Raw genomic sequence first — 14,517 nt, 5'->3', positions numbered from 1 at the left:
AGTTTTGAGTCCTCTTCTTTTAATCGTAGGAATAAAAAAGCTTTTTGGGTGATAATAGAAGCTATGTTTTGCTGAAGTTTTAAGAAATGTATCTTTATGGGAGTGTGCAGCCTATGGCATAAATTATTATAGAGAAAGTTTGCTTTATAAGGGATGGGGGCGGTCTTATAGATGATATTCTTGTATGGAGAAAATAATGTTTAAAAGGTCAAAAACTTGTTTAAGGTCTTGTCTTGTTTAAAGGGGGGAGAGAGGAAGATGGAAGGCTTCATGATTATAAGGACTTTGGGGATTGGGGGAGGGTGTTTGGAATTTCTGTGAGTTCTATAGATGGGTGGGGGTTCAGATTTCTAAAGGATTGCGTGGATATTTCAATCAGGGATAGTTGTACTTATTGGTGCTTGGCTTAATCAGTGATATTGATGATACCACATTCACCATTTTCACTGCCGAAGGTGAGATTGTGTCCTGTTTGATCCCAATTGAGTGCTGAGATAGCGCTTTTCCCATCCCTTCTTAGAAGGACTTCTTTTCCATCACGAAAATGTGCCGCTAAAATCATTCCATCATTGAAACCTATGGCGACAATTTCTTTGCTCGGATGGCATGAAACGGTGCTAACAAGTGCATTTGCTCGTGTTCCAAGTTCTAAGGGTGTTTTTCCCATGGGGCCCTCTTTTGTATGAAAGGGCCAAACAATTGCAGCACAAGCACCTGATGTTGTGAGCCATTTTCCTTTTGCACTCCAAGACCAGCTTTTGACTTTACTTGGGTAGCCACTCATCCGTAAATGTTGATGATCGGTAAGACGCCAGCCGTGTAAGGCGTTTTCTTGCATCGTGGAAATGACATAGCGGTTATCTGGTGAAAAGGTCACACCACAATGAGCGCCTTTCCATACCAATGTTGTGGGAGATATTTGTGTTGAGAGCCAATGAAGCGTAACGCCATTGTAATGGGCAACGGCAAGCCGTAAACCTTTTGGGGCAAAAGCCAGACCCTCTACACTGCGCTCATGTGGGAGCCCTTGTTGCTCTTTTCTAACATGCACAAATGCAAGACGAGCAGAGGAAAAGGCAAAAGCTTTTTGGGGACCAAAAGCAACGTTATTTATCCATTTGCGTTCTTTTAGACTAAGCAGTTCTGTGTGTCCATTAGCTGTTGTTTGACAGACTTTTCCATCTTCTCCCCCTGTAATGATTGCAGTATTGTCATGGGAAAAATGACTTGAAATTATTCCTTTATGAACTTCAAAGATTTGTGGGGTTGGGGTTAAAAAAACAATCAAACCTTCCACGGAAACAAAGGCTGGTTTATTGCCTATAAAACCACAGGAAAGGCAGTAACTTTTGAGATCATAATGGATAATGTTTGGCATTGTCACTCATTTTATGCGCAATTTTCAAAATCAGTTTTTAATTTTTCGCCATCAAGAGAGCGTCCGATAAAAATAAGGCGGCTTTCTCGTTTTTCATCTTCACGCCATGGGCGTTGATGTTGTCCATCAAGAAGCATATGAATGCCTTGAATGACATAACGATCATCATCTCCTTGAAAGGCAATAATGCCTTTAAGACGCAAGATATCAGGTCCTTGTTGCTGCGTAAGCTGTTGGATCCAAGGAAAAAACTTTTCTGGTTGTAGGGTACCTGTTTTTAAACTTACAGAAGTGACGGTAATATCATGAATGGTAGATGTGTGATGATGATGATCATGATGGCAATTGGGACCACACACATGATCTTCAGGTTGGTTTTTATGCTCGTGATCAAGAAAATGAGGCTCATGGTCTAGAGTCCGTTGGAGATCAAAGAAACCACGATTGAGAAGTTTATCAAGAGGAATATTGGTACGCTGTGTTGTATAGAGTATAGCGCGAGGATTAATAGCAAGAATAAGCGATTCTACATGGGCACGTTCTTGTGCCGTAACGAGATCAATCTTATTTAAAAGAACGATGTCTGCGAAGGCAATTTGCTCTTCAACTTCACGACTGTTTTTCAGTTGAATAGGAAAATGCTTTGCATCAACGACCGCTATAACACTGTCAAGCGTTGTTTTTTCATGGACTGTATCATCCATGAAAAAGGTTTGTGCAACAGGAACGGGATCAGCAAGTCCTGTTGTTTCTATAATAATCGCATCAAATCGATGAGAACGTTGCATCAGACTTTCTAGAATACGAATGAGATCGCCACGTACAGTGCAGCAAACACAGCCGTTATTCATTTCATAAATTTCTTCATCTGATTCAATGATTAAGTCATTATCAATCCCAATTTCACCAAATTCATTGACAATGACAGCATAACGTTTGCCATGATTTTCACTAAGAATGCGGTTGAGAAGGGTGGTTTTTCCTGCACCAAGATAGCCTGTAAGAACCGTAACAGGAATTTTTGTTGGGGGTATCGTTTCCATGGAGAGACCTTGTATTGTTCTTTACTGCCATGTATTTATATTAAACCGCTTGATATCATCAAGTAAATCATGAAGCTGAGATAGAACATGAGAAAAGATAGCTTTACCGGCTTGAGGTGTTGCTTTGCTTGCGTTTCCTGCTGCACCTTGCGTGTTGAGATCACGCATTGTCCAGCCAAAGGCATGAGGACCATAAGCGCGTAAATAGCGATAATTGGCAATCATATCCGCTTGTTTATTATGAAAATTTGTTGCCTTTTCCATATGAACTTTTTCTGGAGCTAAATAAAGCATGAGAGAGGTTTCTATAAAACCACCATGGATATCAAGAGGCTGTTGAGAAGGATCTATCAGACCTTGTGGTAAACCAAAACGGCTCCAGCTTGTCGCTACAGCAAGCATTGAAAAGCGCCTTCGTAATTCGGTGATAACAATGCTCATTAAAGGTGAATTGCCTCCGTGAGCATTGAGAAGAAGAAGACGGTTGATTCCTTTGTGATAGCAGTCTTCACCAATCTTTATCCAACGATTAATCGCATCAGAAAAGGTCAGGGTTTGTGTTCCTTTAATATCTATGTGTTCTATAGAATAGCCAATTTTCTCAACCGGTAAAAGGGTGATATGAAATTGTTCTTTTGTTTCTAACGTGAGGGCTTTTGCAAAAGCTTCAGCAATAATCCAGTCGGTTTCAAAGGGAAGGTGCTCTCCGTGATATTCGTGTGCGCCTAAAGGTAAAAGAGCGAGAAAAGGCGTGTTAGATACCATAAATTATTGCCCAACAGAGGAGTTTATAAAGATAAAGTGATCAAAAGGTTCTGTCACTATTTAATCTATCTATAAGAAAAACGCAAATAGGTGTATTTTTACATTCCATAGGGATACTCTAAAAATGAGAGCTTTATTAAAAATAGTGAAGATTTTATTGAGAGAAGCTAACACAGTTTTGATGGAATATGCGCTATTCCTTCTAAAGATCAATAACTTTTGTAAGAATTTTTTATTAATTCTTTTTGCCATGGAGAAAGGATAACCAAAGCATTTATGTTGGTGTGAAGGCTAGGATGGCATAGTTTTTGGTTTTAATTAGGATTCTCGCATTCTGAATTCAAGTTTATAGAGATGTCTTACAAAACGAATAGAAATGTTTGTACATTTATTTTACTTTGAATAATGTTTTAATAGATTTTAGTGTTTATGAAGAAAAAATGAATGTAATGAAAAGAATTTACATGAGATGAAATCACATAATGACACTATATTGATTTATAAAGAGTATTTATTTTTTTCATGTTGAATGAGAGTCTCAAAAAATTATAAGACTTTTTTTATTCCAAACTTGTTCCATTTTGAGTGAATAAAACTATGTTTTTTGTACATCACAAGTAGATTAGCTGTGAGGCGTGAAACTGTACAGGTAAGCTTCTGATTAACTATCTTAAATGCTAAGATCTTTTCTCACAATATCAGGCGGCTGGTAAAGTGTGTGATGGTGCCGGTTTGTTCTTTTATGAAGTGTCAAGATGGTGGTGCTTAATGAATTTACCGTTATACTCTTCGATGCGCAGCGGTGCGAAATTACAGAGAGCTTGATGCGTTTATAACTTGATGAGCGATCAGATGATAAAGAAGAAGTACCATTGAAATCAGGATAAGCAAAATCCCATTGCGTTGCAAGCTGTTTGTTTTAAAGAAAAAGCAAGTATTCAAGCCTATTTTGTAACGCTGCATATCGAAGAGTATAACGGTAAATCCCTATAATAGCAAAACAATTTTATATGATCATTTTTAAACCTTTTAAGTAAAAAGGGGGCACTGCATATACTTTGTTATCTTCCGATTTTTGCAACAGCACTTGGTGCTTAAAGTACCTTATAAGTGTATTTTTTCTTTTTTACCACTTTCGCCTTACACATTACTTTCGTTTGTGATTTGTAAGCAAATAAATTTGATTGGTTCAATATAAACAGCGTTAAAATTAAGGAAAACTTATAATCGTCAGGTGGTCTTTCATTCAACATGCAAAACAATGAATCATGATTATAAATCAGTCTTTTGCTTTTAAGATGAGCTGTTGATAAATTGGTTGATCAATATCGGTTTTTGACGATTATCTTTTTAATTTGTTTATCTTGCAGCTAGTCCTTTTTAAACCCCGATTTTTCACAGGTTACTTTATCACTTTTCCTTAAAATATTTACACAACTTTTTTATTCAGGTGTTAATGACACTTGTATTAAATATAGTATATGTATTATTATATGTATAAAATAGTTTTTTAAGAAATATGTTTTACTTTTACAGTTTTTATTATTAATTTAATTTTTATTTAAAGAAAAATATGGTAATATAAAATCATGTTTAAAATATTAAAAAATAATTTTTATTGCTCTATATTTATAGCATTCATTTTTTTTACACAATGTGCAGAAAGTCATATAAATATTGCTAAATATTTCTTTCAAAGTAAATTATTTTTACTAATCAAGAGAAAAATATAGTAGATCGAAATATAGATATGGCTGTGATTTATCCTATTGAAGAAGAAAATCAGCTAATTTTTATGAAAGTTAGGCAAGAGAGTTGTTTTTTAGCATTTTGGGAGGTGCTCTCATTTTTTATGACTATCTTAGTATTTGGTTTTAAGTAGTTTTCTAGCACTTTTGTGTTGCTTATAATGTTTTTATAAATCTGATAAGTTGTTTTGTTTTATAAGTGCGTTTTGTTAATTTTGAAAATCAAAATTTTCAATGCATTACGCTGTATGAGATAGGGGGGCTGAACAACTTTTTTGAAGATACTATGGGATGTTTTTATATATTAATAAAAGTTAAAGATTATTTTGTTAATGTTTTTTCTGTTTAACCATAGAGATCTTGATGACTCTTTTACACTTTATAACTGTTTTGTCAAAAATAGGACAGACTTTTAAAGTTTATTTCTGGAGATATATTTATTTTAGATCGCTTTTTTTATCTACTCGTGATTTTATTTTTCCGCATTACCAAGAAAAAACCTGTTCCATATCAATGAGTGATATAATAAAAGATTTTTTAAGAAGTACTTAATCTTTCTCTTATCTCAATAATATGCAAGTATTATTATATTGACAGTTTTTATTTTATAATCTTTTAAATTTGTTTTTTTGAGATTTATTTTGCTATGAAAGTTGATAAATTTTTATTATTTTAAATTAGAGTGATAAAAATAATGGAATGTTTTCATATTATCAATGATAAATAATTCTATTATAAGAAGCATAAATTACCTCTAATATTTATAAATATTTTTAAAGTTTTAGGTAATAATAATAGTATAGAGATTAGCGATACATTTTATTTTGGTAAATTTTTTCGTAATATGAGGTATTTATCAATTGTATTCGTTATGTTTTACAGTCATTTGATTTTTAAATAAACTTTCTTAAATAGACCATTCAGAAACTTTTTAGTATTGTTGTTATTATTTTTAAAATTTAAATTACATTGTTTTTATCTCTTTACATGTAATACATAATGTATTATATTATGAACTACATATAATGTATCATTTGTTTTTATATATAAGTATTCTTTTACTTTTTTGGTGAAGAAAAAGAGGAGAAAATAAAGTTATGTTTAGAATATTTAAAAATCGTGTATGTTCATTTACTTTTACATTATTTATTCTTTTTTTTGTACAAATTATAGAAGGGAATGCGAGTTTTGTAAAAAATCAATTTCAAGAAATGGGAATTGTTACTACACTAAAAAACAAATGTTGTTATTGAAGCAGGAGATACGGCTGTTATCCATGATGTTGAAGGACAAAATGTATTTACTTTTGGGAAAGTTGAAAAAGTTTCTGCAATTTCAGATGTAGCTTTTTGGAGAAGGGCAGATATTGTATCAGTTCTGGCTTCTTTATCCGCTGGGGATCTCATTGGTGCTGTTCTAGCTATTTTTAGATTATTTTTCTAATAATATTTGCTAATAATAAATGTATTTTTTGTCTGTGTTATTAGAGTTAAAAATCTTTTAGTGGATGTTTTTTTCTTTTTAAAAGGACTGCAAAATATTTTTTATTTGAAAATAAAGATAAGGATTTTTGTAGCTTCTTTTTGTAATTTATAATGGTTTTGTCAAGAATTCCTCTTATTTAAATTCTTACTTCATAATTATATATTTATTTTATATCGATGTTTTTAATTATGATGAAATTTATTTATATTGTTATAATAATATAAACATAGAATTTTTATATTAATTATTTAAACATTATAATTTTTAAAACTTTTTGCAATTAAAGCTATTTATATAATTTATATTATACAATAATTTATACTTAAAATATGTAAATTTTATTTATTTACATATAGTATATAATATGATATACGCTTCAACGTAATATTTTCTTATTACTTATATTAATAAGCTTATATATAAGTTTATTTTTTTATGTATGAAAATATTATTTTACTTTTTTACTAAATAAAAAGAGGAGCAAAGAAAATTATGTTTAAAATATTTGAAAATCGTGTGCGTTCAATTATTTTTACACTATTTATTCTTTTTTTTATACAAACCGTGGAGGGGAATGCAAGTTTTGTACAAAATCAAATTCAAGAAGTGGGAATTGTTACTATATTAGAAAAAAATGTTGTTATTGAAGCGGTAGATAGGGCTGTTATCCATGATGTTGGAGGACAGGATGGATTGTCTTTTGGGAAAGTTGAAAAAGTTTCTGCAATTTCAGATGCAGCTTTTTGGAGGAGGATAGGTATTAAAGCAGCTTTTTCTTCTTTATCCGTTGGGGATTTTATTGGTGCTTTTCTAGCTATTTTTAGATTATTTTTCTAATAATATTTGCTAATAACAAATGTATTTTTGTCCGCATTATTAAAATTAAAAGCCTTTTAATGGATGTTTTTCCTTTTTAAAAGGACTGCGAAATGTTTTTTATATATCAGTAAAAATTAAAAATCATTTCGTTAATGTTTTTTTATTTGAAAATAAGGATAAAGATCTTTGAAGGCTTTTTTTGCAATTTATAATGGTTTTATCAAAAGTATTATCTTAATTAAATTCTTACTTTATACGTATAAATTTGTTTTATGTATATATTTTATTTATATAAAATTTATCAATATTATTTATTATAAATTATAAAATAAGAAATATACAATTTTTTCGCTTATTATAATAATATAAAGTTATTATTTTTATACCAATTGTTTTAATATTATAGTTTTTTTTAATTTTTGTAATTAAAATCATTTATAAAAATCTATTATATAATATTTAATATTTAAATTATGTATTTACATGTAACACATAATGTGATACACGCTTCTATGTAATATTCTCTTGGTGTTTATATTAAGAAAAATTATATACAAATTTTATTTTATTATGCATGAGAATATTATTTTACTTTTATTGCATTACTTTTTAGTAAATAAAAATAGGAGCAAAGAAAGCTATGCTTAAAATATTTGAAAATCGTGTGTGTTCATTTATTTTTACACTATTTATGCTTTTTTTTGTACAAACTGTGGAGGGGAATGCAGGTTTTGTACAAAATCACTTTCAAGAAGTGGGAATTAGTTCAACATTAGAAAAAATTGTTGCAACACTGGAAAAAAGAATCGTTACTGAAGCGGTAGATAAGGCTGTTATCCATGATGTTGAAGGACAAAATGGATTATCTTTTGTGAAAGGTATAGTAGGGAAAAATCCTGGAAAAGATCCTGGAAAAAATCCTGGAAAAGATCATGGGAAAAAAAAAGGTAGTCTCTTTTCTGGGTTTGAATTTGACATAGGCAAAGGCTGTGCTGTCTTGTTGGGAGGGGCATGTGTTGTGGGACTTGTTGCTTCTATATGTATTGGGGAATTTGTAACTGCTCTTGCATCTGTGGCAGGATTGACAGCTTTAGTGGCACACTATATACCTGAGAACTGATTTTTTATAGTTTATGGTTATTTCATCGTTATAAGACGAGCACTTTTACCTCGCTTTATTAGTCTTTTAAGATTATCTGCATGCTTTGATATGAAGGTTATTCAGAAATATTGCATAACAAGGGATAAAATAAAAAAATATCCCTGTATTCAGGGCATTCATGCAGTAAGAAAAATGATAACAATAAGATGAATTTTAAAGTAATAGCGGGGGGATTTATTATAGATTTATATATGAGTGGGAAGTTTTTGAAGTAAAAGGTCTTGTTTGGCACGAAGACGAGCAATCCATTGATCTTCACGAATAGTTGTATTATGTACTGTAATGAGTTCGTTTTTTTTAATTTCAGCTGTTACAGTTGCGTTTTCTAAAAGACCACAAGGAACGGCTTGGCGAGCGCGAGCTTCTGCAATATTCATGATCCAAGCACGATACGTATAAAGACCGATAAAATCTAACGGATCGCCTGGGTGTAAATCTTTTTTAGCAACAGCACAGACTTCTACTACGGGATGGTTAAGAGGAACCATATCTTTTTTGCCATAAAGCATCACGCGTGCACAGGTGAGGGGAACTTCCATAGCTGTGAGATGATAGGGGCGGTGAAAGGTGAAGTAAGGTCCCCGACCAATTTTTAAATCTTCCATGCGTTCGCGTAAACGTGGGTGTGTTATTTCTGCAATGACAAAGACACCTGGAGAAACACCTTGACCTATTGAATAATCCACCACACCATATTGCTGCAAAATACCGCCATCTTGTTTTGGAATAAGGACTTTGTTTAAATCTTGTAGGGCCGCTTGAGGGCCATGCATTCCTGGGCAATCGGGGAGAAGTCCAGTGGCATTGGCAATGGCTGCCATTTCAACCATCGTTTTGGAACCATCAATAAATTCAACCAACATGCGCACATTCATATTACGCCGTAATGCTTCTTCTTCATAAATATCAGGTGTGGCATCAAAGAATAGAGGATTATTTTTTCCCTTTCCCGCTGCAACAATCTTATGCCCAAGAGCTGAAACAAACTCGATGAGTTCCATACATGAAGTCGGTTCATCTCCCGCACCAAGGGTATAAATAAGCCCTCGTTTTTCTGCTTCATGTTTCAGATACGCGCCAATCGTAACATCGGCTTCAACATTCATCATGACAAGATGTTTGTTGTTTTCAAGTGCTTTAAAGCCAATTTCCGCTCCCGCTTCAGGATAGCCTGTTGCATCAACGATAATATCAATTTGTTCATGGCGCAAGACAAGGTCAATATCGTCTGTTGCTGCAATCAAACCTTTTTCAATGCTTTGCGTGAGGGCATGAGCATTTTCAACTTCACAGACATGTCCCTCTTCGCCGTAAGCAATTGTCGCAGCATCAAAAATACGTGAAGGTGTCCTCGTGGCGACAGCAGCGACTGTTATTCCCTCCATTTGCGCAATACTTGATAATAAATCTGTGCCCATCTCCCCACAACCAATCAATCCAATACGGATGGGAGGATGGTTTTCTGCACGTTGCTTTAAATCATGCGCTAAACCTGTTAGGTTCACATTGCTTGTCATTCTTTTTTCCCATTTGAAAACTATACTACGAAAAGAGTTTTCTTATGAAAAGAGTTTTCTTATGAAAAGAGTTTTCTTATGAAAAGAGTTTTCTTATTCATAAGGTGTATTTGTTTTTAAGACAATTAATCTTTTATTCTTGATGCTCTAATCAACGGGTTTTATAAAAGCAAGGGGGATGATTGCTTTTATAAATAAAATAGGAATAGCGTTATGCAGAAAAAAATCACAGTACAAGATGTCACTACTTTTATTGGAAAAGAAATGGGATTATCGCAGTGGCGTCTTGTTACACAGGATATGATTAATCAATTTGCATGCGCTACAGATGATCACCAATGGATACACGTTGATGAGGAAAAGGCTAAAAAGACACCTTTTGGGGGAACGATTGCTCATGGATTTTTAACATTATCGCTTTTGTCTACGCTTGCTTATGAGGCTCTTCCAGAGTTAGAAGGGGCTACAATGGGGATTAATTATGGTTTTGATAAAATACGATTCATGAGTCCTGTGAAGACAGGAACACGGGTACGGGCGCGTTTTGTGCTCGATGATGCAGAAATTCGCCCTTCTGGTCGCGTAGTCTTCCATTATGGGGTTACAGTGGAAGTAGAACTGCTAAAAAAACCAGCCCTTACGGCTCAATGGCTTATTGTTGCTGTTATGGGGGAAAAACTTTCCAATCCTTAAGATTATTTGAGTGCTTTGTTTGATAAAAATTTTTATATAACTTTATTATAACTTATCTTCGATGATAAAATTAAGAATATATTGATTCATAAGGATAATCTCGTATCATTTATCCTGATACGCGTCTCTAGAGTATCGTGAGGTTTTCTCATTTTAAACTTATTTCCATGTTGAAACAATCAAAAGTTGAAACAATTAAAACCACTCATTTGCACGTTTAAAAGCGGGGAAGTCTGTATGGAGTGGAACTGTGCAAGAAAGGTATGCCTTTGAATCTTCTCAAGTATCAAGGGATGGGATGCTACATTGGCTATTTGCAAAGTGTCTGATGGTATTGGCTTACTTTTTTATAAAGTGTAAAGATGGAGGTTCAGTAGATTGACTATTATACCATTTTGGACACTGTTGCGAAATGGACGTGGTAGTTTTGATCTTCTTTCAAACAAGCATATGAATATGTGAGATAAATCTATTCCATTTAGGGTCTTTATGTTTTACGAGTAGGCTGTGATCCATTAAAGGACGTGATAAACGAAAAGTGTGAGGCAATATGTAATCTCCATTATTTATTGTTTTAGACGCTTTTGAAAGCTTTAATGCTAAACTAAAGAATAATGGTAAGGATGAAAATTGGTTTGCATCTTTACGCTTTTAATATTTTTCCAAAAATTAATTGCTCTTCCCGTTTTAGAACTCTTGATAGATCCGCAATACGCTCGCTTGCACTTTGGCATACAAAAGTAGGAACAGTGTTTAGAGCTTTTATCCCACTCGATCTGTGTTTAAAATGTGCTGCTACATTTGATCTAGATGTTGATTGACAGGTAAACCTTATTTAAGAAAATAAAATAATGTCATAAAACTATGGGTAGATTAGCAATAGAGTGGCGAGATATTTTTGTTTTTTATCAAACACTTTGGAAGACAATAATCATACATTGAGAGTGATCAGGTATAATTATGGCTGAGGTTTTATAGCTCTTCTCATTTAATCTCCTTTTATATTGAAGCCATCAAACTATTTACTTGGTTACAAAATGGGAGCTTATGTCGATAAGGTCGTTAAAAAAAAAGGAAAGTGCTTGTTTTTTTTATAAGCGTTTTCGATTGCTAAGGGTTGATTCATTGGCGAAGTATTGCACTTTAGAAGTGGCAAAGAGGACGATAATGCTGGCCTGTGAAATTCTCAGTCTTTTAATGCTTCGTTTTATCAAGTTTTTGTACGATTTTATCAGAAGTCCATTGGGTTATAATATTGAGCATGATCAAAAGAAGGATGACGATGGTCATGATGAAGGTATTATAGCGTTGATAGCCGTAGCGGATTGCCATGTCTCCTAAACCGCCTCCACCAAGATATCCGGCAAGTGAGGTGGCTCCTATAAGAGAAATGACCATGACTGTAAAACCTGTAATCAGGCTAGGAAGAGCTTCAGGAATAAGAACATGTCTGATGATTTGAAGACGGCTTGCTCCCATAGAGCGGATCGCTTCAATGAGACCGTTTTCAACGGTTTTAAAAGAGAGTTCGGCCATGCGCGCATAAAAAGGAATAGCTGAAATGGTGAGAACAAAAATAACAGAAGGCATTCCTACGCCTCTTCCTACAACGATACGGGTAACGGGAAGAAGATAAAATGCAAGAATAATAAAGGGAATGGCACGAATACTGTCAATGATGATGCTTAAAGGGCGATTGATAAGAGATGAAGTAAAAATTCCGCCACGTGCTGTTGTATGAAGAAGAAGACCTAGGGGAAGCCCTATAATAAGCGCTATCAAAGAAGCACTCATCGTCATCAAGATTGTATCAAAAAGGGCCCTGGGAAGTTCATGAGATAGAACATTAAACATAACCTAACACCTCACAATATCGTCCCTTTTCGGTTAACCATTGAACGGCTTTTTTAAAAGCTTCTTGATCTTGAGCAGGAAGGCATAAGAAGAGACGCCCGATGGTTTCTCCTTGAACTGTATCGATCCCTCCGTGGAGAATACGTGCTCTTAAACCGCTTTCATCTTCCAGAAGATGGAGAAAAGGTTGTTGGGCAATTGCACCGGCAATATTCATTTCAATAATAGCTTCTTGACCGATGGGTTTAAGATTTTGTGCATATTTTTCAGGAAGTTGTGGCGTAACAAGTTTAAGCATGGCAATGGTTGTTTCTTCTTGTGGGGATGTAAAAATATCCTTTACACGTCCTTCTTCCACAATACGTCCTTGATTGAGAACAACAACGCGATGTGCAATTGTGCGTACCACTTCCATTTCGTGGGTAATAAGCACAATTGTGAGATTGAGGCGATTGTTAATATCGGCAAGAAGTTCAAGAATAGACTGTGTTGTTTCAGGATCAAGAGCAGAGGTTGCTTCATCTGATAACAATATTTTAGGATTAGCAGCGAGCGCACGGGCAATGCCAACGCGCTGTTTTTGCCCTCCAGATAATTCTGCTGGATAACAATATTCTTTACCACATAATCCTACCAATTCAATAAGCTCAAGGGCACGTTTGTTGCGCTGTTTTTTGTTTATTCCTGTTAATTTGAGGGGTAATGCAATGTTATCAATCACCTTTTGAGATGAAAGAAGATTGAAATGTTGAAAAATCATTCCAATTCGTTGACGATAAGGCGCCCATTCTGTCTCTGATAGATTTGAAATATTGATACCTTCAAAAAAAAGAGAGCCTGTATCAATTTTTTCTAATCCATTTAAACAGCGAATAAGTGTTGATTTTCCTGCTCCACTGCGACCAATAATACCAAGGATTTCACCGGCATGAATATCAAGAGATAAGTTATCAACCGCTGGATTACCCGCCGTTTTTTTAAAACAACGGCTGACATTTTTTAAGGAAATGAGGGCGTTTTTTTCCATTTAAAATTACCAGAATGTTTAGCAAAACGACGAAAATATGAGGTATAATTACCAAGATGTTTGTGCTGCTGGACCAAAGATTTCTTTGATTTTTGCGCGAACAGGCTCGCTATTGTAGGCAGCAACTAATTTTTTGACCCATGGTTCATCTTTGTCGCTGGTCCGCACAACAATGATATTGTTATAGGGATTATTTTCTGCTTTTTCCCATGCAACAACATCTTTTTGCAAATCTAGTCCAGAAACCAAAGCCCAATTTGTATTGATAACGGCAATATCAAAATCATCGATAGCTCGCCCTAACATGCCGGCATCGAGTTCCCGGATTTGCAAGTTTTTAGGATTTTTAATAATATCTAGCGGAGAGGCTAGAATATCATGAGGGTCTTTTAATTGAATAAGACCTAAAGAATTGAGAAGGAGGAGGGCTCTTCCACCGTTGGATGGATCATTAGGAATGCCAACATGTGCACTATCACGCAGATCTTTTAAATCTTTAATTTTGTGGGAATAGACACCAATTGGTGTAATAAACGTGTATCCTACAACTGAAAGTTTATACCCCCGCTGTTCCATTTGGTTTTTAAGATAAGGCGTGTGCTGAAAAGCATTTGCATCAATCTCTCCTGCATTAACAGCATCGTTGGGCAAAGTGTAATCAGAAAAATAAACAAGCTCAATTTCTAAACCAGCGTTTTTAGCTTGCTCCGCAGCGACTTGCCAAACAGTGGCTTCGTGTCCTTCCATGATACCAAGTTTGATTTTTGATTTTTCTGCGGCCATGGAAAAGGTAGTAGACAAAAAAAGTGTAAAGAGAGAGAGGAATAATCCTATAATACGACCACGAGAATAAAACTTTAATGTCATGTGCTTTTAACTTTCTTTTATAAGAGATTTTTTGAGGAAAGCTTCAATATACTCTATCTTCTTTTATGAAAACCTAAAGTTATACAAGCTTGAGAGAATATTCAATCACTTTTATTTTAAAAAGAATATTCTTTTTTTCTATTTTTTCGCAGTTTTGAC

The 14,517-nt window shown here is 34.2% G+C and carries 11 protein-coding genes; 3 read left to right on the top strand and 8 right to left on the bottom strand.

The features are described 5' to 3' along the window. Positions 1–406: 406 nt before the first annotated feature. The 4 genes from PVV65_RS05030 to PVV65_RS05015 all read right to left on the bottom strand — a co-directional run bounded on the left by PVV65_RS05030 (position 407) and on the right by PVV65_RS05015 (position 6,340). Positions 407–1,378, bottom strand: coding sequence for a WD40 repeat domain-containing protein (locus PVV65_RS05030; protein ID WP_273789418.1), 972 nt, complete (start codon positions 1,376–1,378; stop codon positions 407–409). An 11-nt stretch (positions 1,379–1,389) separates the two neighbouring features. Then, positions 1,390–2,421 (bottom strand): GTP-binding protein, encoded by a 1,032-nt coding sequence (locus PVV65_RS05025; RefSeq protein WP_273789417.1) that lies wholly within the window; start codon positions 2,419–2,421, stop codon positions 1,390–1,392. Positions 2,422–2,442: 21 nt separating this feature from the next. Continuing rightward, complete coding sequence (locus tag PVV65_RS05020; protein WP_273789416.1) at positions 2,443–3,186, bottom strand: creatininase family protein; 744 nt, start codon at positions 3,184–3,186, stop codon at positions 2,443–2,445. Positions 3,187–6,163: 2,977 nt separating this feature from the next. Then, positions 6,164–6,340, bottom strand: a complete 177-nt coding sequence (locus PVV65_RS05015) for a hypothetical protein (RefSeq protein WP_273789415.1) — start codon at positions 6,338–6,340, stop codon at positions 6,164–6,166. Positions 6,341–6,911: 571 nt separating this feature from the next. Between PVV65_RS05015 and PVV65_RS05010 the strand changes: the two genes are divergently transcribed. Both PVV65_RS05010 and PVV65_RS05005 read left to right on the top strand, forming a co-directional pair. After that, the gene (locus tag PVV65_RS05010) at positions 6,912–7,256 is read left to right on the top strand and encodes a hypothetical protein (RefSeq protein ID WP_273789414.1); all 345 of its coding nucleotides are present in this window, start codon (positions 6,912–6,914) and stop codon (positions 7,254–7,256) included. A gap of 622 nt (positions 7,257–7,878) precedes the next feature. Beyond that, positions 7,879–8,358: a hypothetical protein gene (locus PVV65_RS05005; RefSeq protein ID WP_273789413.1), complete on the top strand. Its 480-nt coding sequence runs from the start codon at positions 7,879–7,881 to the stop codon at positions 8,356–8,358. A gap of 227 nt (positions 8,359–8,585) precedes the next feature. Here the strand turns inward: PVV65_RS05005 and PVV65_RS05000 are convergent, their stop codons facing one another. After that, entirely contained in the window at positions 8,586–9,917 is a 1,332-nt protein-coding gene (locus PVV65_RS05000; protein ID WP_273789412.1) for an NAD(P)H-dependent oxidoreductase, read from the bottom strand. Positions 9,918–10,130: 213 nt separating this feature from the next. Here PVV65_RS05000 and PVV65_RS04995 point away from each other — a divergent pair, with 213 nt between their 5' ends. Further along, positions 10,131–10,610 (top strand): MaoC family dehydratase, encoded by a 480-nt coding sequence (locus PVV65_RS04995; protein WP_273789411.1) that lies wholly within the window; start codon positions 10,131–10,133, stop codon positions 10,608–10,610. Between the two features lie 1,194 nt (positions 10,611–11,804). Here the strand turns inward: PVV65_RS04995 and PVV65_RS04990 are convergent. The 3 genes from PVV65_RS04990 to PVV65_RS04980 are packed head-to-tail and all read right to left on the bottom strand — an operon-like array spanning position 11,805 to position 14,358. After that, positions 11,805–12,464: a methionine ABC transporter permease gene (locus PVV65_RS04990; RefSeq protein ID WP_273789410.1), complete on the bottom strand. Its 660-nt coding sequence runs from the start codon at positions 12,462–12,464 to the stop codon at positions 11,805–11,807. Next, a complete protein-coding gene (locus tag PVV65_RS04985) occupies positions 12,457–13,491 on the bottom strand; it encodes a methionine ABC transporter ATP-binding protein (RefSeq protein WP_273789409.1) in 1,035 nt (344 codons plus the stop codon). Before PVV65_RS04985 ends, PVV65_RS04990 begins: the two co-directional genes overlap by 8 nt. Before the next feature lie 48 nt (positions 13,492–13,539). Next, positions 13,540–14,358: a MetQ/NlpA family ABC transporter substrate-binding protein gene (locus tag PVV65_RS04980; protein ID WP_273789408.1), complete on the bottom strand. Its 819-nt coding sequence runs from the start codon at positions 14,356–14,358 to the stop codon at positions 13,540–13,542. Positions 14,359–14,517: the final 159 nt, after the last annotated feature.

The organism is Bartonella sp. ML70XJBT, from assembly GCF_028618425.1.
Taxonomy (GTDB): Bacteria; Pseudomonadota; Alphaproteobacteria; order Rhizobiales; family Rhizobiaceae; genus Bartonella.
The sequence above is the reverse complement of the archived record's forward strand: the minus strand, read 5'-3'. Positions and strand labels throughout refer to the sequence as shown.

What these genes read in the sequence shown, in the direction of transcription:
- PVV65_RS05030 (WP_273789418.1), bottom strand. Translation starts at nt 1,378, where the DNA reads ATGCCAAACATTATCCATTATGATCTCAAAAGTTACTGCCTTTCCTGT.
- PVV65_RS05025 (WP_273789417.1), bottom strand. Translation starts at nt 2,421, where the DNA reads ATGGAAACGATACCCCCAACAAAAATTCCTGTTACGGTTCTTACAGGC.
- PVV65_RS05020 (WP_273789416.1), bottom strand. Translation starts at nt 3,186, where the DNA reads ATGGTATCTAACACGCCTTTTCTCGCTCTTTTACCTTTAGGCGCACAC.
- PVV65_RS05015 (WP_273789415.1), bottom strand. Translation starts at nt 6,340, where the DNA reads ATGAGATCCCCAGCGGATAAAGAAGCCAGAACTGATACAATATCTGCC.
- PVV65_RS05010 (WP_273789414.1), top strand. Translation starts at nt 6,912, where the DNA reads ATGTTTAAAATATTTGAAAATCGTGTGCGTTCAATTATTTTTACACTA.
- PVV65_RS05005 (WP_273789413.1), top strand. Translation starts at nt 7,879, where the DNA reads ATGCTTAAAATATTTGAAAATCGTGTGTGTTCATTTATTTTTACACTA.
- PVV65_RS05000 (WP_273789412.1), bottom strand. Translation starts at nt 9,917, where the DNA reads ATGACAAGCAATGTGAACCTAACAGGTTTAGCGCATGATTTAAAGCAA.
- PVV65_RS04995 (WP_273789411.1), top strand. Translation starts at nt 10,131, where the DNA reads ATGCAGAAAAAAATCACAGTACAAGATGTCACTACTTTTATTGGAAAA.
- PVV65_RS04990 (WP_273789410.1), bottom strand. Translation starts at nt 12,464, where the DNA reads ATGTTTAATGTTCTATCTCATGAACTTCCCAGGGCCCTTTTTGATACA.
- PVV65_RS04985 (WP_273789409.1), bottom strand. Translation starts at nt 13,491, where the DNA reads ATGGAAAAAAACGCCCTCATTTCCTTAAAAAATGTCAGCCGTTGTTTT.
- PVV65_RS04980 (WP_273789408.1), bottom strand. Translation starts at nt 14,358, where the DNA reads ATGACATTAAAGTTTTATTCTCGTGGTCGTATTATAGGATTATTCCTC.